Annotated in this window: 19 protein-coding genes and 1 pseudogene; 14 read left to right on the top strand and 6 right to left on the bottom strand. The window is 72.2% G+C overall.

Annotated elements, in window-relative coordinates; all coding sequences use genetic code 11:
* From lnt to B2P18_RS03695, 3 genes are all read left to right on the top strand, one after another.
* Positions 1-843, top strand: an 843-nt coding sequence (gene lnt, locus B2P18_RS03705) for an apolipoprotein N-acyltransferase (RefSeq protein WP_286955901.1), incomplete at its 5' end; no start/stop codon positions are given.
* 41 nt (positions 844-884) lie between these two features.
* A complete protein-coding gene (locus B2P18_RS03700; protein WP_029210636.1) occupies positions 885-1649 on the top strand; it encodes a polyprenol monophosphomannose synthase in 765 nt (254 codons plus the stop codon).
* Positions 1646-2236 carry an FxsA family protein gene (locus B2P18_RS03695; protein WP_286955900.1) on the top strand — a complete coding sequence of 197 codons (591 nt, stop codon included), beginning with the start codon at positions 1646-1648 and terminating at the stop codon, positions 2234-2236. The genes B2P18_RS03700 and B2P18_RS03695 overlap by 4 nt, the downstream gene beginning before the upstream one ends.
* Positions 2237-2409: 173 nt before the next feature.
* Here the strand turns inward: B2P18_RS03695 and B2P18_RS03690 are convergent, their stop codons facing one another.
* Entirely contained in the window at positions 2410-2769 is a 360-nt protein-coding gene (locus B2P18_RS03690) for an RNA polymerase-binding protein RbpA (RefSeq protein ID WP_019285870.1), read from the bottom strand.
* Positions 2770-2891: 122 nt separating this feature from the next.
* Positions 2892-4319, bottom strand: a complete 1428-nt coding sequence (locus B2P18_RS03685; RefSeq protein ID WP_286955897.1) for an MFS transporter — start codon at positions 4317-4319, stop codon at positions 2892-2894.
* 115 nt (positions 4320-4434) lie between these two features.
* On the opposite strand from B2P18_RS03685, the gene B2P18_RS03680 reads away from it, so the two are divergent.
* From B2P18_RS03680 to B2P18_RS03660, 5 genes are all read left to right on the top strand, one after another.
* Positions 4435-5001: a hypothetical protein gene (locus tag B2P18_RS03680; protein ID WP_286955896.1), complete on the top strand. Its 567-nt coding sequence runs from the start codon at positions 4435-4437 to the stop codon at positions 4999-5001.
* A complete protein-coding gene (locus B2P18_RS03675; protein WP_286955895.1) occupies positions 5001-5624 on the top strand; it encodes a hypothetical protein in 624 nt (207 codons plus the stop codon). Before B2P18_RS03680 ends, B2P18_RS03675 begins: the two co-directional genes overlap by 1 nt.
* A gap of 120 nt (positions 5625-5744) precedes the next feature.
* A complete protein-coding gene (locus B2P18_RS03670; protein ID WP_019285866.1) occupies positions 5745-6149 on the top strand; it encodes a single-stranded DNA-binding protein in 405 nt (134 codons plus the stop codon).
* A gap of 22 nt (positions 6150-6171) precedes the next feature.
* A complete protein-coding gene (locus tag B2P18_RS03665) occupies positions 6172-6483 on the top strand; it encodes a hypothetical protein (RefSeq protein ID WP_286955893.1) in 312 nt (103 codons plus the stop codon).
* Between the two features lie 163 nt (positions 6484-6646).
* Positions 6647-7090: an NUDIX hydrolase gene (locus B2P18_RS03660; RefSeq protein WP_239264949.1), complete on the top strand. Its 444-nt coding sequence runs from the start codon at positions 6647-6649 to the stop codon at positions 7088-7090.
* Positions 7091-7097: 7 nt separating this feature from the next.
* On the opposite strand, the gene B2P18_RS03655 is transcribed toward B2P18_RS03660, so the two are convergent.
* Positions 7098-9044: a helix-turn-helix domain-containing protein gene (locus tag B2P18_RS03655; RefSeq protein ID WP_286955890.1), complete on the bottom strand. Its 1947-nt coding sequence runs from the start codon at positions 9042-9044 to the stop codon at positions 7098-7100.
* Between the two features lie 158 nt (positions 9045-9202).
* On the opposite strand from B2P18_RS03655, the gene B2P18_RS03650 reads away from it, so the two are divergent.
* The 3 genes from B2P18_RS03650 to B2P18_RS03640 all read left to right on the top strand — a co-directional run bounded on the left by B2P18_RS03650 (position 9203) and on the right by B2P18_RS03640 (position 12385).
* Complete coding sequence (locus B2P18_RS03650; protein ID WP_286955888.1) at positions 9203-10651, top strand: FAD-binding oxidoreductase; 1449 nt, start codon at positions 9203-9205, stop codon at positions 10649-10651.
* Positions 10648-12021: an MFS transporter gene (locus B2P18_RS03645; protein WP_029210626.1), complete on the top strand. Its 1374-nt coding sequence runs from the start codon at positions 10648-10650 to the stop codon at positions 12019-12021. The genes B2P18_RS03650 and B2P18_RS03645 overlap by 4 nt, the downstream gene beginning before the upstream one ends.
* Positions 12022-12181: 160 nt before the next feature.
* Positions 12182-12385 carry a hypothetical protein gene (locus B2P18_RS03640; protein WP_286955885.1) on the top strand — a complete coding sequence of 68 codons (204 nt, stop codon included), beginning with the start codon at positions 12182-12184 and terminating at the stop codon, positions 12383-12385.
* Positions 12386-12506: 121 nt separating this feature from the next.
* On the opposite strand, the gene B2P18_RS03635 is transcribed toward B2P18_RS03640, so the two are convergent.
* Entirely contained in the window at positions 12507-13367 is an 861-nt protein-coding gene (locus B2P18_RS03635) for an aldo/keto reductase (RefSeq protein ID WP_286955884.1), read from the bottom strand.
* A 283-nt stretch (positions 13368-13650) separates the two neighbouring features.
* Between B2P18_RS03635 and B2P18_RS03630 the strand changes: the two genes are divergently transcribed.
* Positions 13651-14436 carry an SDR family NAD(P)-dependent oxidoreductase gene (locus B2P18_RS03630; protein ID WP_286955966.1) on the top strand — a complete coding sequence of 262 codons (786 nt, stop codon included), beginning with the start codon at positions 13651-13653 and terminating at the stop codon, positions 14434-14436.
* Positions 14433-15710 (top strand): flavin-containing monooxygenase, encoded by a 1278-nt coding sequence (locus B2P18_RS03625; RefSeq protein WP_286955883.1) that lies wholly within the window; start codon positions 14433-14435, stop codon positions 15708-15710. The genes B2P18_RS03630 and B2P18_RS03625 overlap by 4 nt, the downstream gene beginning before the upstream one ends.
* A 30-nt stretch (positions 15711-15740) precedes the next feature.
* Here the strand turns inward: B2P18_RS03625 and B2P18_RS03620 are convergent.
* Both B2P18_RS03620 and B2P18_RS03615 read right to left on the bottom strand, forming a co-directional pair.
* A pseudogene (locus B2P18_RS03620) lies at positions 15741-17000 on the bottom strand (MFS transporter); the annotation flags it as partial.
* Positions 16997-17422 (bottom strand): MarR family winged helix-turn-helix transcriptional regulator, encoded by a 426-nt coding sequence (locus B2P18_RS03615; protein ID WP_034251664.1) that lies wholly within the window; start codon positions 17420-17422, stop codon positions 16997-16999. The gene B2P18_RS03615 and the pseudogene B2P18_RS03620, both read right to left, overlap by 4 nt.
* A 174-nt stretch (positions 17423-17596) precedes the next feature.
* Here B2P18_RS03615 and B2P18_RS03610 point away from each other — a divergent pair.
* The coding region (locus tag B2P18_RS03610; RefSeq protein WP_286955882.1) for an excinuclease ABC subunit UvrA at positions 17597-19641 on the top strand (2045 nt) is incomplete at its 3' end.

Genomic DNA, 19641 nt, shown 5'->3' with positions numbered 1-19641 from the left:
CTGGACTTCAACGCCGAGCGGCGCCAGGTGCTCGACAACCACGTCGGGGTCACCGTCGAGGCGATCCGCTCCCGCACGGCCGCCGGCACCCAGCGCCCCGACCTGGTCGTCTGGCCCGAGAACGCCTCCGACATCGACCCCGTCCGCAACCCCGACGCCGGCCAGGCGATCACCTACGCGGCCCGGACCGCCCAGGCGCCCATCCTGGTCGGCACCCTGCGCACCGACGACCAGGCGCGCATCAAGAACACGACGCTGCTGTGGGACGCCGACCGGGGACCGGTCGCGGACTACGCCAAGCGGCACCCGGTGCCGTTCGCGGAGTACATCCCCTACCGCAGCTTCTTCCGTCACTTCAGCGACAAGGTCGACCTGCTCACCCACGACTTCACCGCGGGCGACACCGTGGGCGTGATGGACGTGCCGACCCGCGCCGGTGCGGTCCGGGTGGGGCTCGGGATCTGCTTCGAGGTCGCCTACGACGACCTGATGCGCGACGCGGTGCACCACGGCGGGCAGATCCTCGCCGTGCAGACCAACAACGCGACCTTCGGCTACAGCGACGAGTCCTACCAGCAGCTGGCCATCTCGCGGATCCGGGCCGTCGAGCTCGGTCGCTCGGTGGTGCACGTCTCGACCGTCGGGGCCTCCGCGATGATCACCCCCGACGGCGTGGCGCACGACCGGACCGGGCTGTTCACCGCGGCCGCGCTCGACGCCCACCTGCCCCTGCGCTCCGAGCTCACCCCCGCGGCCCGGATCGGCGACCTGCCCGTCTGGGTGTGCGTCGCCCTGCTCACACTCGGCCTCGCGCTGCGGCTGCGGCGCCCGCGCCGACACTAGGCTGGCGGAACCATCGGACCCCACGGACGGTTGACTACGACATGCGCACCCTGGTCCTGATCCCGACCTACAACGAGCGGGACAACCTCCCGCTCGTCGTCGAGCGCCTGCGCCGCGCCGTGCCCGGGGCAGACCTGCTCGTCCTCGACGACAGCTCGCCCGACGGCACCGGCGAGGTGGCCGACGCCCTGGCGTCCGCCGACCCCCGGGTGCGGGTGCTGCACCGCGCCGGCAAGGAGGGCCTCGGGGCCGCCTACCTCGCCGGATTCGCCCGCGGGCTCGACGAGGGCTACGACGTGCTGGTCGAGATCGACGCCGACGGCTCGCACCCGCCCGAGACCCTGCCCGCCATGCTGGCGACCCTCGACGACCCCACCGTCGACCTGGTGATCGGGTCCCGGTGGGTGCCGGGCGGCGGCATCGTCAACTGGCCGCTGCACCGCAAGGCCCTGAGCCTCGGCGGCAACCTCTACATCCGGCTGCTGCTGGGCATGCCCGTCCGCGACGCGACGGCCGGGTTCCGCGCCTACCGCGCCTCGACCCTGCGCAGCATCGGCCTGCAGGACGTCGAGTCCCTCGGCTACTGCTTCCAGACCGACCTCACGTGGCGCACCGTTCACGCCGGCCTGACCATCCGGGAGGTCCCGATCACCTTCGTCGAGCGCGAGATCGGCTACTCCAAGATGAGCGGCGACATCGTGCGCGAGTCCATGCTGCGGATCACCCGGTGGGGTCTGCGCTACCGCCAGGGGCAGGTGCGCGACCTGCTCGCCGCCCGCCAGGTCGAGCGATGGGAGTCGTTGTGAGCACCCCGACCCGACGACGCCCGCGCTGGACGTGGATCGCCTTCGTCCTGCTCCTGGTCGTCCCCGTCGCCGAGATCGCCGTCATCATCGGCGTCGGCAAGATCATCGGCGGCTGGCCCACCATCGCGCTGCTGCTCGTCGAGTCCGCCCTCGGCGCCTACCTCGTCAAGCGCGAGGGCCGGGCCGCCTGGGCCGCCCTGCAGCGTGCGCTGACCGGCGGACGCATGCCGGCGGGCGAGCTGTCCGACGCCGCGCTGGTCCTCGTCGGCGGCACGCTGCTGCTGGCCCCCGGCTTCCTCACCGACGTCGTGGGCTTCTTCTTCGTCCTGCCCTTCACCCGGCCGCTGGCCCGGCGGCTGCTGACGACGGTCATCACCCGGCAGCTGCTCGCGAGCGGGCCGGGGGTCGTCCTGTGGGGAGCCGGTATGCCGCCCCGCAACCCGGGCCCGGGTCAGGCGCCGCCGACCTGGCAGCCCGGTCAGCCGTCAGCGGGCCAGCCCGGTCAGCCGTCAGCGGGCCAGCCCCGGCAGCAGCAGCCTCGGCGTGACGGCAGGGACGACGACGTCATCGAGGGCGAGATCCTCTGACCTGGCCCATGCACTCCACCCACCCGCTCCACCCACCACCAAGATCGTGAGGGTTTTGTCCAAGAATGTTGGACAAGACCCTCACGATCTTGGTCTAGCGGGACACGGTGCGGGGATGCGACGAGGCCCGCCTCCCTTCACGGGAGGCGGGCCTCGATGTCGTCCGGCGCTGCTCAGGCGCTGCGCTTGGGCCGTGGCTTCTCGCCACGGGACTGACGCAGCAGCGTGAGGCGCTCCTCGAGCAGCTCCTCGAGCTCCTTGACGGAACGGCGCTCGAGCAGCATGTCCCAGTGGGTGCGGGCGGGTTTGGTGGGCTTCTCCTCGGGGGCGTCGCCGCCCTGGAGCCGGCCCAGCTCGCCACAGCGGCACTCCCACGTCGCCGGCACCTCGGCCTCGATGGAGAACGGAAGCTCGGTCACGTGGCCCTGAGGGCAGGTGTAGGACACGAGCTGGCGTTCGCTGGGGACGACGCCGTCATCGGTCTCCATGCTGAAGGACCCGAGTCGCGAACCTCGAAGTGAACGCTCGGCCATGTCTGATCCCCTTTCGTCGGCACCGCGAGCCCGGTGGGACTGACTCGCGGCATACCCCCATCAACGTCGGCTGATCCGGGGGATGTTCCCGGGCGCGGTGGTTGGCACCCAAAGACACCATGCTAGACGACGGCGGGCGCCTCGTTGCCCGCCGCGCGGATCCCCTCGCGCATGTCGACCCGCGACAGGAGCACCCCGCCGATGACGAAGAACGCGACCAGGGCGACGATCGACAGGCGGTAGGAGTGGGTCAGCTGGTGGACGACGCCGAACAGCAGCGTCCCGAACCAGCTCGTCCCGCGCTCCATCGCCTGGTAGAGGCTGAAGAACTCCGACTCGCGACCCCGCGGCACCAGCTGGCTGTAGAGCGACCGCGCCAGCGCCTGCGTCCCTCCCATGACCAGGCCGATGAGGATGCCGAGCGCGAGGAACGCGGTGAAGACCCCGGACGGGACGAAGTAGGCCACCCCGACGACGAGCGTCCACACCACGAGCCCGCCGAGCACCGTGCGCCAGGCGCCGATCCGACCGGCGACCCGGCCGAAGATCAGGGCGCCACCCACGGCGACGAACTGCACGACGAGGAAGGTCAGCAGCACCTGGCTCTGCGACAGGCCCAGCTCGAGCGTGCCGTAGAGGCTGGAGGACCCGATGACCGTCTGGATCCCGTCGTTGAAGAACAGGTAGGCGAGCAGGAACAGCAGCGTCTGCGGGTAGCCGCGCAACTCGACGAAGGTGTCGCGCAGCTGGGCGAACGCCCCTCGCACGGCGCCGCGCTCGGGAGCGGCCTCGGGCGGGAGCCCCTCGGCGAGCGGCCGGGCCGGCAGGTCGCGCAGACCCAGCACCGGTATGACGGTGAACAGCCCCCACCACAGCCCGGCGCTCAGCAGGCTGATCCGCACGGCGGTCTCCGTGCCGATCCCCACCCGAGGACCGAGGTTGAGCAGCAGGAAGTTCGCGGCCAGCAGCAGGCCGCCGCCGACGTAGCCGAGCGCCCACCCGCGCGAGGACACGCGGTCCCGGTCGTCGGGCGGGGCGACGCGGCACAGGATCCCGTCATACACGACCATCGACGACCCGAGGCACACCGAGGCGACCATGATGAGCACGACGCCGAGCTGCCACGCCGTCCCCTGGACGAGGACCATGGCGCTCGCGGCCGCGGCGCCGACGCCGGCGAACCAGCCCAGGAGCCGCTGGGGACGCAGGGAACGATCGGCGACGGCGCCCACGACGATGAGCAGCAGCGCCGACACGACGGTGGTCACCGTGGTGGTGTAGGAGTACAGCGAGCCGGGGGCGACCGGGATGCCCAGCACCGACAGGTGCGCGGTGCAGCTCTGGCCGACGGGCTGGTCGGGGCAGGCGGCCCGGTTGGCGACGGTGGTCAGGTAGGGGCCCATGAGCACCGCGGCGGTGGTGGTGACGTAGGCCGAGTTCGCCCAGTCGTACCAGTACCACGCACGCTGGTGGCGGGTGCTGCGGCGACGACCCGTCGTCCCCTCGGGCAGGTCGGGGGCCTCGGCGCTGCGGTCGGTGCTGCTGGGCATGCGGTCTCTCCTCGGCCGGGGACCTCGCCGTCGAGGTCGCCGGGCCAGAGCCTACTGGCCGGTCGGGCCGGTGACAGCGATCCTGCTCGACGAGGCGCCGGGGCATGATGGGCTCATGCGCATCCCCGGACCCCACGACCTGCTCACCGCCGCCGTCACCGTCAAGGACGGGGTCACCGACGCCGCCGACCTGTGGCCCCGCGCCCTGGACCTGATCGACCGCGTCGAGGCGATGGTCGGCCGCGGGGAGGCCTTGCTGGAGCAGGCCGAGGAGCTGCTCGCCCAGGCCGCCCTCACGCGGGCGCACGTCGACGAGGTCGCGGACGCTGCCGCGGAGACGTCGGCGCGCGCGGCCGCGCTGGTGGCCCGGGCCGAGGCGCTGACGGCGGTGGGGGAGCAGACCCTCCCGAGGCTGCAGCCCATGGTGGAGCCGCTCACGGCGCTGGCCGACAAGGCCCTGCCGATCGCCTCCGAGGTGGTGGCGAGCGTCGAGCGCGACGAGGTCCTGGCCCTGGTGGGCATGATCGACCGGCTCCCGGAGGCACTCCTGCAGATCGACCGCATCGCTCCCGACGTGCACCAGATCCTCGAGTCGGTCACCGACCTGGCTCACGCGGCTCAGGGCCTGCCCGGCATGGGCTCGCTCATCCGCCGGGGCGAGCGCAAGGACGACGACGACTGATGGGTGACGGGCGCCGGCGCGCCCCGTGGTGGATCGCCGCGGGGGTCGCGACGCTGCTCGCCGCGGCCTGGGGGCGGCTCAACCCCACCAGCTCGTTGCTCGTGCACGAGCTCCTCGACCACCCGGTCGTCCTCGGCCTCGCCGGCTACCTGCTCGTCGCGTGGGGCGTCTCGCTGGTGGCGGTCGACGCGCAGCGACGGCTCGTGGTCCGCATCCTGCTCGCCGCGCTGGGCGCCACGGCCTTCGGCCTGATCGGGATGGTCCTCAGCGTGGGGGTCAACCCTGGTCGCGACGAGGTGGTCCTGCCGGCTCCAGCCCAGGCCGGGATCGACCCCTACGAGGCCGACATCGTCAGCGACGGGGACCTGGTGTCGCCCATGACCACCGTCGTCATCCGTCACCGCGAGTGGGGGCCGTCTGCGCGCTGGTGGCCGGCCGCCTGCCTCAACGGCGAGTACGCGGGCGGCACCATGACCTCGGCCCGCTGGACCGGACCCACCGAGCTGGTGGTGGTGCTGGACGGTGGTCGCGAGGTCCCTGTCTCGATCGAGCCGGCGACGGCGGAGCCGCGCGCGGTCGTGCGGCTGGGACGTCGTTGTGGCGCCCCTTCGTCCACAGGCTGACGCGTTCCCGGCGTCGTCGTCCACAGCCTCCGTCGTGGTCCTTGGTCGTATGCCGACCCGCTGCCACCGTGGTCCTCGACCCCGCCATCGGTGGGCGCGGGCAGCAGCGCAGGAGCGGAGATGGTGCAGGTGGACGTGGCGGATGCGGATGGCGCGGGTGCGGTGTGCAACGAGGTCCGGCTGCGGGGGCGGGTGAGCGGAGAGCCCGAGCTCAGGGCGCTGCCGAGCGAGGTCCTCCTCGTGAGCCTGCGGGTGGTCGTGCCTCGGCCGCCCGACCCGCAGGCGGCCGAGGAGGGCCGGCGCCCCCCGACGGTGGACACCATCGACGTGACCTGCTGGCCGGGCGACGTGCAGGAGCGGGCCGTCGAGCTCGTCGATGGGGATCACGTGGAGGTCCACGGCGCCCTGAGACGTCGCTTCTACCGGACACCGGGCGGCGCGCAGTCCCGCTACGAGGTGCAGGCCGCCACGATCTCGCTCCTGCACCGCGAGGAGCACGGGGGCCCGTGCCCCGGCCGGGCGTAGGCTGAGCACGAGGAGGTGCACCATGCAGACCTCGACGAACGGTGCCGCGGTCCACGACCGTGGGAGGCCTCTCACCCGGGCCGACTGGACCGCGGGGGCCGCCATCGTGTGGTTCCTCGCGGTCATGCTCCCCCTGCTCTATCCGATCGCCGTCTCCGGGATGGCCGTGCAACCGTGGTGGCTGCTGGTGACGGTCGCCGGGTGGTGTGCGGTGCTGGTCAACGGGCTGCGCAGGTGGCGCTCCCCGGGGCGGGTCGCGTTCCTCGTGCTGGGCCCGTTCATCCTTCCCGTGTTGCTGGCGGTGGGCTGGTTCCTGCTGCCGGGAGCGGCCTGACCCGCGCTCTCGTCTCGCCTCTCGGGGACGTCGTCTCGCGGGCCGTCTCCTCGGCGTCCCCATCGGCGTTCCCCTCGGCCCGGCCTGCTCGACCGGCGTGATCGGCTGACGTGATCGACGGTGCAGGGTGTCCTGCGGCTCGGCCCATGACTACAGTCGTGCCATGGCGAACCGACCGGAGAAGTTCGACGTCGTCGTCTCGGCCGTGATCCGCAGCGGGCCCCGCGTGCTGCTGACCCGGCTCGAGGACCACGACTACTGGTTCCTGCCCGGCGGCCCGGTGACCCTGGGCGAGTCGGCCAAGGACGCCCTGCACAAGGACATCCTCGAGGAGCTCGGCCTCGAGGCCAAGGTCGCGGACCTGATAGCCGTCGTGGAGAACGCCTTCGAGCTGGACGGGGTCGCTCATCACGAGATCAACCTCGCCTTCGAGGCCAAGGTCAACCGCACCTCCTCCCAGGCACTGGTGCCCGGCATGGAGTTCCGGTGGTTCGACTCGGAGTCCCTCTACGACCTCGACATCCGTCCGGCGAGCCTGGCGACCGTCGTCCGCTACGGCCCCGAGGCCGTGCGACTCCCGTTGCAGAGCAACGGTCTCGGTCACTGACGAGGGGTCACCCGGCAGGCCCGCCCACGCGCTCCGAGAGCCTGTGCAGCTCGAGGGCGAGGCTGAGCTCGAAGGCTCGCTCGGGCTCTCGCCACCGCTCGCCGAGCAGCTCGTCGATCCGGTGCAGCCGCTGGTAGAGCGTGTTGGTGTGCACGCCGAGGCGGGCGGCGGTCGCGGCGTGCGACCGGCCCGCCGACAGGTAGGCGCCGAGCGTCCCCACGAGGTCGCTGCCGGAGGCGGCGTCGCGGTCCAGCAGCGGACCCAGCTGCCAGCGCACGTGCTCCCCGCCGGCCCCCTCGGCCGCGCTCGAGAGCACCGCCGCCAGGACGCCGAGGTCCTCGGCCCGCACCACCGCCGGTGGCCTGCCCAGCGTCGTGAGGACGCCGAGGCCCCGGTCCGCCCGGCGCCAGGCCGCGGCGACGGCCGTCACGCCGGCGGCCGCCGATCCGTTCGCGCCCGCGCTGGTCGGAGCACGCTCCAGGCGAGGTATGGCCGCGCTACCGTGCGCGCCCGGGACGGCGGCGACGACCACGTGATGGGCGACCGCGGGTCCGAGGACGTCCCTGACCTCGTCAGCCGTCTGGTCGAGCAGGGCCACGGTGTTCTCGCCCACCTCGCCCGACCACGCCCTCGGCATCCTCGCGAGCACCCGTTCCGCGCCCGGCCCGCCGGCGCCCACGACGACGACGGTCGCCACGCGCCCCAGGTCCAGGCCGACGGCCTCGGCCCGGCGACGGACCCGTTGCGGATCGGGGGAGTCGACGAACAGCGCCGCCGCCAGCTCGGCCCCGCCCCGGCGGCTCTGCTCGGCCAGCTCGCGCTCGGTCGCCATGGACAGGGCGATCACGAGGGCAGCTCGCTCGGTGCTGCGGACGTCCGCCGGCGTCAGGCTCTGCGCGCGGCATACCCACAGCCGGCCGTGGTCGACGCCGCCCGCCCGGACCGGCACCCAGTGCCAGCCCGCCCCGGCCGAGGGCGCCGTCGTGGACCCTGTCGTGGACCCAGACGAGGACCCAGACGAGGACCCCGTCGAGGACCCCGTCGAGAACCCCGTCGAGAACCCCGCCGTCGACCCCCCGACCCGGTCGGCACGAGGCGGGCGGAGACCCGGGTCGCTGCTCGCCACCACGTGCCCGGAGGTGGTGGTGATGACGACACCCGCCCCGAGGGCCCGAGCCAGCGCGGCCGCCACCTCGGGCAGGCCGCCACGGTTGGCGACGATGCCGGTCAGGTCGTCGTGCAGGGCCGCCGCCTCCTGCTGGGAGCGCAGCGCCGCCTCGCGCTGGGTGATGAGCTGGGCGTTGCGGATGGCGATGGCGGCCGGGGCGGCGAGCGCGCTGAGCCGCACGACCTCGGCGTCGGTGAACGCGCGAGGACGGTGCTCGGCCACGAGCAGCACCCCGGTCACCTCCTCGCCCGTGCGCAGCGGGACCCCGAGGATGCCGCCGAGCCGCTCCTGGGCGGCCACCTCGTCGACCCCGGTCGCGTGCCGGAGCGTCTCGTCGGTGAGGTAGTCCCCGCTCCAGAACGCCTGGCCGGTCTCGAACACGCGACCACCGATGCCCTCGCCCGGCCTCAGACGGGTCCGCCGCAAGCCGTGGCCCAGGGCCCCATCGACGTACTGGATGGGCAGGGTGCCGTCCGTGTCGGGGAGCATGAGGTAGGCCACGTCGGCGCCGAGCTGCAGCCTGGCGCGACGGGCGACCTCGCGCAGGACCTCCGTGGGGTCGTGCAGCCGGGCCAGCTGCTGCGAGAGGTCGTTGACGACCCCGAGCTCGGCGGTGCGCCGCCGGCCCTGCCGCACGAGATCCCGCAGCCTGCGGGCGCGCTCGGCCTCACGATGGGCCAGGGGCTCCGTGCCCGGAGCGGCCTCCGAGAGGCAGGACGCCAGGTGGGCGGCGAGCCGGTCGTCGTCCGCGTCGTCGAGCACGAGGGTCAGCCAGGTGGGTCGCACGGGGCAACGATCCCACACCGCTGTGGGCGTTCCCCACACCTACCGTTGCGGAATGTGGAGGGTTCACCCCTCGTGGTCATGCCTGCAGCAGCCTAGTTTTGCCCGGGTACCCCGTCGCGGATCCCGCGGCGACAACGACGTCGGCCCACCGGAGACCCATGACCATCGCCACCCTGCTGGACCTGCTGCCCGCCGATCGGGTGATCACCGACCCCTCGCGGCTCGTGTCCTACGCCCACGACGACGCGGAGTGGGCGCCGTCAGCGCCTCCGCTGGCCGTCGTGCGGCCCCGGAGCACCGACGAGGTCGCCACGCTGGTCCGCTGGTGCCGCGACCACGCGGTGCCGGTGGTGCCGCGAGGAGCCGGGACCGGTCTGTCGGGCGGGGCCAACGCCACGGCCGGATCGGTGGTCGTGTCCTTCGAGGCCATGACCGCGATCCGTGAGATCGACCAGCGCGAGCGCCTCGCCGTCGTCGAGCCCGGCGTGGTCAACGACGACCTACGGGCCGAGGCGGCGCGCCACGGCCTGTGGTACCCACCGGACCCGGCCAGCTCCCCGTGGTCGACGATCGGGGGCAACGTCGCCACCAACGCCGGGGGCGTGTGCTGCGTCAAGTACGGCGTGACGGGTGACTACGTGCTCGGGCTCGAGGTGGTGACCGGCACGGGCGAGGTCGTCAGCCTCGGGCGCCGCACCGCCAAGGGGGTCGCGGGCCTGGACCTGTGCAGCCTCATGGTCGGCTCCGAGGGGACGCTCGGCATCATCACCGAGATCACCCTGCGGCTGCGTCCGGCCCGTCCCGCCGAGCGCACCATCGCGGGCCAGTTCGAGGACGTCTCGGCGGCCGGCCGCGCCGTGGCGGCGATCGGCGCGAGCGGCGTCATACCCTCGGCCCTCGAGCTGGTGGACCGGCACTGCCTGGAGGCCGTGGACCGGTGGAAGAACATGGGCCTCGCGGTCGACGCGGGCGCCCTGCTGCTGGCCCGCGTCGACTCCGCCGGCGCCACGGGCGACCACGAGTCCGCGACGATCCTGGCGGCGATGGAGGGAGCCGGCGCGACCTTCGCGGCCCTGTCCACCGACGACGACGAGGCGGAGGCGCTGTTCGCCGCCCGACGGCTCGCCTACCCAGCCCTGGAGCGCCTCGGCCCGGTGCTCACCGAGGACGTGTGCGTCCCGATGGGTGCCGTGCCCGAGATGCTGGACCGCATCGTCGCGACGGGGGAGCGGCACGGCGTGCTCATCGCCAACATCGCGCACGCCGGTGACGGCAACCTGCACCCTCTGCTCATCGTCCCGGCCGACGACCCCGCGGCCACCTCGGCTGCGCAGGCGGCCTTCGAGGACATCATCGGCGACGCCCTCGACCTCGGCGGCACGGTCACGGGCGAGCACGGCGTCGGCCTGCTCAAGCGCCCCGGGCTCACCCGCGAGGTCTCGCCGGTCGTCGCCGCCATGCAGCACGCCGTCAAGCGCGCCCTGGACCCCCACGACATCCTCAATCCCGGCAAGGCCCTGCCCGACGTGCCGGCCGAGCGAAGCGCTGCACCGACCCCTGCACCGAACCCTGCCCTGAACGACGACTCCCTGGAGGACCCCCGATGAGCTCGACCGCGCACCGCGCGACCCCGGCGACGGACGACGCGCTGCAGCGTCGCGTCGTGGCCAAGGTCGCCCGTCGGCTGGTGCCCTTCATGGCGCTCATGTACTTCGTGAACTACCTGGACCGCACCAACATCGGCTTCGCCAAGCTGACGATGGCCAAGGACCTCGCCCTCACGGAGACGATGTTCGGCCTGGCCTCCGGGCTCTTCTTCATCGGCTACCTGGTCTTCGAGGTGCCCAGCAACCTGGCCATGCACAGGTTCGGCGCGAGGCGGTGGATCGCGCGCATCCTCGTCTCGTGGGGCATCGTCGCCGCGGCGATGGCCTTCGTACCCAACCACCAGTGGCTCTACGGCCTGCGCATCCTGCTCGGCATCGCCGAGGCCGGGTTCTTCCCGGGCATGATCCTCTACCTCACCTACTGGTTCCCCGCCCGCGACCGCGCGAGGATCACCGGGATGTTCCTGGTCGCGATCCCGCTGTCCTCCGCCCTCGGGGCCACCCTGTCGGGCCTGCTCGTGCAGAACCTGCACGGCTTCTTCGGGCTCGAGGGATGGCGGGCGATGTTCCTCGTCGAGGCCGTCCCGGCCGTCATCCTGGGCGTCATCGCGTGGTTCTACCTCACCGACCGTCCCGACGACGCGACGTGGCTTTCCGCCGAGGAGCGCACCTGGCTGACGGAGCGCATGGCGCACGAGCAGGGCGAGACCGAGCGCGCCCACGGCTGGTCCGTGCGCAAGGCGCTGACGAGCGGTCGCGTCCTGGCGCTGTCGTTCGTCTACTTCGGTGTCTGCTACGGGCTCTACGCGCTCAGCTTCTTCCTCCCCACGATCGTCGCGGGCTTCGCCAAGCAGTTCGGCACGAAGTTCTCCCTCGTCGAGACCGGCATGATCGTCGCCGTCCCGTTCCTGTTCGGCGCCGTGGCCATGGTGGCCAACGGTCACCACTCCGACAAGACGGGGGAGCGGCGCTGGCACGTCGCGGTGCCGGCGGTCGTCGCCGGCGTCTCGATCCCGGTCGCGCTCTACCAGCAGTCGCCGTTCGCCGTCATGGTCGCCATCACCTTCACCGCCATCGGGGTCTGCGCGGCCCTGCCCGTCTTCTGGTCGCTGCCCAGCGCCTTCCTCACCGGCGCGGGTGCCGCCGCCGGCATCGCGCTGATCAACTCGCTCGGCAACATCTCGGGCTTCGCCGCACCCTTCGTCACGGGGTTCAGCATCGACCTGACGGGCAGCGCCAAGCCCGCCCTGTGGATGGTCGGGGCCCTCCTGGTCGGTGCCGCCGTGATCACCCTGAGCCTGGGTCACGCGCCCCGGCGCGCCGAGGACGACGCCCCAGTCTCCGAGCGGTCCGGGAGCACCACGGCCTGACGCGGCACCGCGCCAACTCACCGCAGCGACGCGACGCGCCCGCGATCAGCCCGCCCGGCTGGTCGCGGGCGCGTCCGGCGTCCAGGGGAGCCGCGTACGCTGGACGGATCAGCGCCGACGCGCCGTCGCGTGGGTGCGCGGACGAGAGTGGGTGGCACCGATGAGGCGCGACCAGCACGAGCCCGAGACCGTGAGGCGGGCGGACCTGCCCTTCTCCGAGCGGCTGGCCCAGGCCGGGCACGACCAGCGTGAGCCCTGGCCGGACGACGACTACGTCCCTCACGAGAAGGCCAGGGGTCGCAACCCCGCCGTCGAGGGAGTGGCCACCGGAGCCATGCTGGGCGGTGGCGCCCAGCGCATCTGACGGGACAGACCGGCCGTCACACCAGGTGAGCCTCGTGGGCGAGCACGACGAGGGCGACCCGGTTCTTGGCGTGGGACGTCGTCTGACGGGCAGGCCCACGCCGTCTGACGGGCGTGACCGCTCAGTCGTGGATGCGGACCCCGCCCAGCGTCTTGGTCATGCCGGGGTCGCGGTGGTCGAAGAACAGCGACTCGCCCGTGTCCAGGCCGGCGATGCGGGCCATCTCGTCGTCGGTGAGGGTGAAGTCGAAGACGTCGATGTTCTGCGCCATCCGCTCGGCGCGCACGGACTTGGGGATCACCACGACGTCCCGCTGCACCAGCCAGCGCAGCACGACCTGCGCGACGGACTTGTCGTGCGCCTCGCCGATCTCGCTCAGCACCGGGTTGGTGAACAGGTCGTTCCTCCCCTCGGCGAAGCCGCCCCAGGACTCGTGCTGGACGCCGAGCTCGCGCATGAGGTCCTGGTCGGCCCGGCGCTGGTGGAAGGGGTGCGTCTCGATCTGGTTGACGGCGGGCACGACCTCGTTGTGCTCGACCAGGTCGACGAGCCGGTCGGGGTGGAAGTTGGAGACGCCGATCGCACGCACCGCGCCCTCGCCCAGCAGCGTCTGCATCGCGCGCCAGGAGCCGTAGTAGTCGCCGTACGGCTGGTGGATGAGGTAGAGGTCGAGCCGGTCCAGCCCGAGCTGCTCGAGGGAGCGCTCGAAGGCCGTGCGGGCGGCCTGCTCGCCGGCGTCCTGGATCCACAGCTTGGTGGTGACGAAGAGCTCGTCGCGGGAGATCCCGCTGGCGGCGATCGCCCGCCCGACGGCCGCCTCGTTGCCGTAGGCCGCAGCGGTGTCGACGTGGCGATAGCCCGCCGCGAGGGCGTCCGAGACGGCCTGCTCGGTCTCCTCCGGGGGGATCTGGTAGACGCCGAACCCGAGGATCGGCATCTCGACACCGTTGTCCAGCGTGACGTTGGGAACCTGGGGGGACATGGGTGACCTTCTCTCGCAACGGGGGCGGCACCCGGTCCGGCGCCGCACGCTCCATCCAACCGCAGGGTCGTATGCCGCGGGAGGCTCGCCCGAGAGGGGTACTGCCGGTGCCCCGCTGCGCGCACGGCCGGCGCCGATCGGAGGAGGACCCCTCCCGCGGCTTGTTACCAGCCAGTAGGGTGTGCCCACCTGCAGCGCCGCGACGCGGCCCGACGAGAGGCACACGATGGCAAGGACGCCGTTCGCACCCAGGGTCAGCCTGGTCACCGGGTGAGCCGCCGGCATCGGTCGGGCGCTCGCGGTCGAGATCGGGCGACGAGGTTCGCGGGTGGTGATCGCCGACATCGACGCCGCTGCAGCGGAGCGCACCGCCGCGGAGCTCAGGGCGGACGGGCTCACCGTGACGGCGCGGGGCGTCGACGTGGCCGACGCCGCCGCCATGGACGACCTGGTCCGCGAGGTCGTGGCGACGGAGGGTCGCCTCGACGCGATGGTCAACAACGCCGGCATCCTCGTCAACGGCCCGTTCGAGGAGTTCGACGACCACCACTGGCGTCGCGCCCTGGACGTCAACCTGCTCGGCGTGGTCAACGGCTCCCGCGCCGCGCTGGCGGTGATGCGCGAGCAGGGGAGCGGCACCATCATCAACACGGGTTCCCTTGCAGGGCTGATGGTCTCGCCGCGGATGCTGCCCTACACCGTGAGCAAGCAGGCCGTCGTGGCGTTCTCCCGCGGGCTCGCCCTCGAGGTGGCCGCCCAGGGGATCGGGGTGCACGTCTTCTGCCCGGCGTTCGTCGACACCAAGCTGCTGGACGAGCCCTACGACGCCACGACGCACGCGGGCGACTTCCGCCGCTACGCCAGGACCCTGCAGCCGCGGCTCACCACGCCGGAGACGGTGGCGCGCAGGGCGATCCGCGGCGTGGAGGCCGGGAGCACCGTCATACCGGTCGGTCTGCTCGCCCAGGCGCTGTGGCGCTCGGACCGGTTCCTGCCCGGCCTGACCGACCGCGGCTCGCGGCAGGCCTGCGAGCGCCAGGACCGGATCACCCACGAGGGGGAGCGATGAGCACCGTCGTCGTCGGCGCGGGCCCCGGCGGGCTGGCGGTCGCGGCGGCGCTGCAGCAGCGCGGCGAGACCGTGACCGTGGTGGACAAGGCTGCAGGAGTGGGGAGCTCGTGGCGCGGCCACTACGACCGGTTGCACCTGCACACCCCGCGCGAGCTGTCCGGCCTGCCGGGCTATCCGATCCCGCGCAGGTTCGGCCGGTGGGTGTCGCGCGACGACGTCGTGCGACACCTCGAGCTGTATGCCGCCCACCACCGCCTCGACGTCCGCACCGGCGTCGAGGTGACCGATCTTGCTCAGCAGCACGGCGGTTGGACCGTCACGACGGCGGACGGCGCGAGGCTGGATGCCGAGAACGTCGTCGTGGCAACGGGATACAACAACACGCCCGCCATGCCCACCTGGCCGGGGACGGAGTCGTTCACGGGCGAGATCATCCACGCGTCCGCCTACCGCAACGGCGAACCCTGGCGCGGCAGAAGCGTGCTCGTCGTGGGGATCGGCAACACCGGCGCGGAGATCGCCACCGACCTGGTCGAGCACGGAGCCGGTCCGGTGTGGATCGGCGTCCGCACCCCGCCCTACATCCTGGTGCGCGACCGCGGCCCCATGACCGCCAACCTGCTCGGGATCATGGTGCGGCACCTGCCGGTTCGCGTGGTCGACCGCCTCCAGGACCGGATGCTGAGGCTGGAGACGCCGGACCTGTCCGCCCACGGCCTGCCGCGCCCGTCAGGCGGCCTCTACTCCAAGGTCCTCGCCGGCACCATCCCCGTCCAGGACGTCGGCATCGTCGGCTCGATCCAGAGCGGATCGGTGGTCCCCGTCAAGAGCCCGGCGCGCTTCGAGGGCGACGAGGTCGTGCTGACCGACGGCTCGCGGCTGCGCCCCGACGCGGTGGTCGTGGCCGCCGGCTACCGCCAGAACCTCGAGCCCCTCGTCGGTGACCTCGGCGTCCTGGACGCCCGGGGGCTCCCGCGCTCGCACGGGGCGGAGCCCGCGCTGCCGGGTCTGTACTTCACCGGCTTCACCAACCCCATCTCGGGGATGTTCCGCGAGCTGCGGATCGACGCCACCCGCATCGCCCGCGCCATCCGGCCAGACCGGCGCGCGGCGCGCGGGTCACGAGGAGCCCAGCAGCGCGCTGACCCGGTCGCTGCTGCGCCTGGCCGCGTCCGTGGTGACGAGCAGGGCCACGACGACCAGGGCGATGCCGCACGCCAGCATCACGTGCCAAGCCGTGTGCGAGGCGATCGCGAGTCTGCTCGTCCCTGAGCCCAGCGCGGAGAAGGTCAGCGTCCCGAAGAGCGCGACCCCGAGGGCCGTGCCCACCTGGCGCGAGGTCGACGCCACGGCGGACGCGACACCCGCCTGGTGCCGGGGCATCCCTGTGACGGCGGCGTTGGTGATGGGGGCGTTGAGCAGACCGAACCCGCGGCCGAACAACGCGTAGGCGGCGAGCAGGACGAGCGTGTCGGTGGTCGCCGTCAGGGATCCGAGCACCGCCGCCGATCCGGCGATCCCGATCCCGGCCAGCACCATCGGCGCCCGAGGCCCCCGCGCACCGACCATCCGCCCCGACACCGGCGACAAGAACCCGGTGGCCAGGGCCATGGGCAAGGTCATCAGCCCGGCGTGCAGGGGTGACAGGCCACGCTCGGCCTGGAGGTACAACGTGTTGACCAGCAGAAACCCGGACTGCGCGGCGAACCCGACGACGGCGGACAGGACGGCGCCGCTGAAGGGGATGCTGAGGAAGAACCTCGGGTCGATCAGCGGCTCGGGCAGGTGCAGCTCGACCACCACCAGGGCCATCAGCGACCCGGCCGCCGCGGCCAGGCAGGCCAGCACCACGATCGAGGTCCACCCCGCCTCGCGACCCTCGATCAGGGCGAAGGTCACCGTGGCCAGGACGATCATGACGAGCAGCTGCCCGACCGGGTCGAGGCGACGTGGCCGTGGGGAGCGCGACTCGGGCACGTAGCGCGCAGCCAGGACGAACGCGGTCAGGGTGACCGGGACGTTCATCCAGAAGACCGCCTCCCACCCCAGGGTCTGGACGAGCACGCCGCCGACGACGGGCCCGAGTGCCATCGACAGACCGATCGTGCCGCCCCAGAACCCGATGGCCTGGGCGCGCTCGCGCGCATCGGTGAAGGTGGTGGTGATGATCGACATCGCGACGGGGTTCATCATCGAGCCCCCGACCGCCTGGAGGACGCGGGACGCGATCAGCATGTCCCCCGAGGTGGCGAAGGCGCACCAGGCCGACCCGATGCCGAAGGTCACGAGGCCGGTCTGGAAGACGCGTCGGCGGCCCACGCGGTCGGCGATCGATCCCGACAGCATGAGCAGGCTGGCCAGCACGACCGTGTAGGAGTCGAGGATCCACTGCAGGTGGGAGTCGGAGACGTGCAGGTCGCGCTGGATCGACGGCAGGGCGAGGTTGAGCGCGGAGATGTCGAGCCCGACGACGAAGATGCTCAGGCAGCAGATGGCCAGGACGAGCCATCGGCTGGAGGAGTCCTGACGGGAGCGGCGGGCCGTGGCGGCCGGCGCGCTCACCGGTGTCCCTGCACCTTCGCGAGCAGGGTGTGCAGCGTGGACAGCTCGGTCGGGGACAGGGCCTCCAGGCCGGGGACGGGGCCGGGCAGGGCCCGGATGTCGTCCATGAGCGCGCGTCCTTGCGGCGTGACCGTCACGATCTTGCGCCGGCCGTCCGACTCGTCGGGCTCCTTGCGGACCAGGCCCCGGTCGGCGAGGTCGCTCACGATCAGGCTGGCCGCGGGTGCGTCGACCCCCAGCTCGGCCGCCAGGCCGGCACCGCTCATGGGCCGGCGCTCGATCCGCCGCAGGGCGCGGAACCGGCTGAAGGGAAGCCCCATCCGCTCGACGACCAGCGGCTGCCAGAGGTGCCGATGGTCGGTGAACACCGCCGCCAGCAGGGTCCAGACCTCGGCCGTCGTGACCGTCTTAGTTGTATTCATGCAACCATTGTATACCTACAACCACCGATGACGGCGGAGACGTCATACGGCCAGGTGGGGGACCGGGCTGGAGCGCCGCACCGAGAGGACCCGCCAGCTGGGTGCTCTCGACTGGGCGAGGCGCCACAATGGCGCGTGCGACCTGAGCCCACAGGTCCGACGGACGGAGACCCGATGACGCAGCACAGCGCCGACCACCACGACCTGATCCGCGTGCACGGCGCGCGGGAGAACAACCTCAAGGACATCAGCGTCGAGCTGCCGAAGCGCCGGCTGACCGTCTTCACCGGGGTGTCCGGGTCGGGCAAGAGCTCGTTGGTCTTCGCGACCATCGCGGCCGAGTCGCAGCGCATGATCAACGAGACCTACAGCGCCTTCCTGCAGGGCTTCATGCCCTCCCTCGCGCGCCCGGACGTGGACCACCTCGAGGGCCTGACGACGGCGATCCTCGTCGACCAGGAGCGCATGGGCGCCAACATCCGCTCGACCGTCGGCACCGCGACGGACGCCAACGCCCTGCTGCGAGTTCTGTTCTCCCGGTTGGGGACCCCGCACGTCGGCTCGCCGCAGGCGTACGCGTTCAACATCCCCTCGGTGTCCGGGGCCGGCGCGGTCACCATCCAGACCGGCGCCAAGAAGGGCACCAAGGAGAAGCGCACCTTCTCGATCACCGGCGGCATGTGCCCCGAGTGCGAGGGGACCGGCAAGGTCTCGGACTTCGACCTGACAGCGGTGTATGACGAGACCCGCTCCCTCGCCGACGGGGCGATCCTGGTCCCGGGCTACAGCATGGACGGGTGGTACGGCCGGATCTTCTCGGGCTTCGGCTTCGACATGGACAAGCCGATCGCGCGGTTCACCCAGAAGGAGCTGCAGGACCTGCTCCACAAGGAGCCGACCAAGATCAAGGTCGAGGGCATCAACCTGACCTACGAGGGCATCATCCCGCGCATCCAGAAGTCCATGCTGTCCAAGGACCGCGAGGCCATGCAGCCGCACATCCGGGCCTTCGTCGACCGGGCGGTCGTCTTCCAGGACTGCCCCGCCTGCGACGGCACCCGCCTGGCGCAGCACGCGCTCGACTCGCGCATCGACGGCGTCAACATCGCCGAGTGCTGCGCCATGCAGATCACCGACCTCGCGGCCTGGGTGCGCGGGCTGAAGCACCCCCAGGCGGCGCCGCTCCTCACGGGGCTGCTGCACCTGCTCGACTCGTTCGTCGAGATCGGGCTGGGCTACCTGTCGCTGGACCGGCCCGCCGGGACGCTGAGCGGGGGAGAGGCCCAGCGCACCAAGATGATCCGCCACCTCGGGTCGTCGCTGACCGACGTCACCTATGTCTTCGACGAGCCGTCGATCGGCCTGCACCCGCACGACATCCAGCGGATGAACGAGCTGCTGGTGCGGCTGCGCGACAAGGGCAACACCATGCTCGTCGTGGAGCACAAGCCCGAGATGATCGCGATCGCGGACCACGTCGTCGACCTGGGCCCAGGCGCCGGAGCCGCAGGAGGCGAGGTGTGCTTCGAGGGCACCGTCGCCGGGCTGCGGCGCAGCGGCACGCTGACCGGACGCCACCTGGACGACCGGGCACGGCTCAAGGAGACCGTGCGGGAGTCGTCGTCGACCTTCCCGATCCGAGGTGCCTCGACCCACAACCTGCAGGACGTCGACGTCGACGTCCCCCTCGGCGTGCTGTGCGTGGTGACCGGGGTCGCCGGCTCGGGCAAGTCGTCGCTGATTCACGGGTCGCTGCGCGGCGACGAGGTCGTCGTCATCGACCAGATCGCCATCAAGGGCTCGAGGCGGTCCAACCCGGCGACCTACACCGGTCTGCTGGAGCCCGTCCGCAAGGCCTTCGCCAAGACGAACGGCGTCAAGCCCGCTCTCTTCTCGGCGAACTCGGAGGGCGCCTGCCCGAGCTGCAAGGGGGCGGGCGTGGTCTACACCGAGCTCGGCTTCATGGACACCGTGTCGACGCCCTGCGAGGTGTGCGAGGCCAAGGGCTTCCAGCCCGAGGTGTTGGAGTACCACCTCGGCGGCAAGGACATCGCCGAGGTCATGGCGATGTCGGTGGCCGAGGCGTGCGCGTTCTTCGCCGAGGGGGACGCCCGGATCCCGGCCGCGCACACGATCCTGCAGCGGCTCGAGGACGTGGGCCTCGGCTACCTGACGATCGGTCAGCCGCTCACCACCCTGTCCGGCGGCGAGCGGCAGCG

It is taken from the genome of Arsenicicoccus sp. UBA2120 (assembly GCF_002330965.1).
GTDB classification, from domain to species: Bacteria; Actinomycetota; Actinomycetes; order Actinomycetales; family Dermatophilaceae; genus Arsenicicoccus; species Arsenicicoccus bolidensis.
This window is presented reverse-complemented; position numbering and strand designations above follow the sequence as displayed.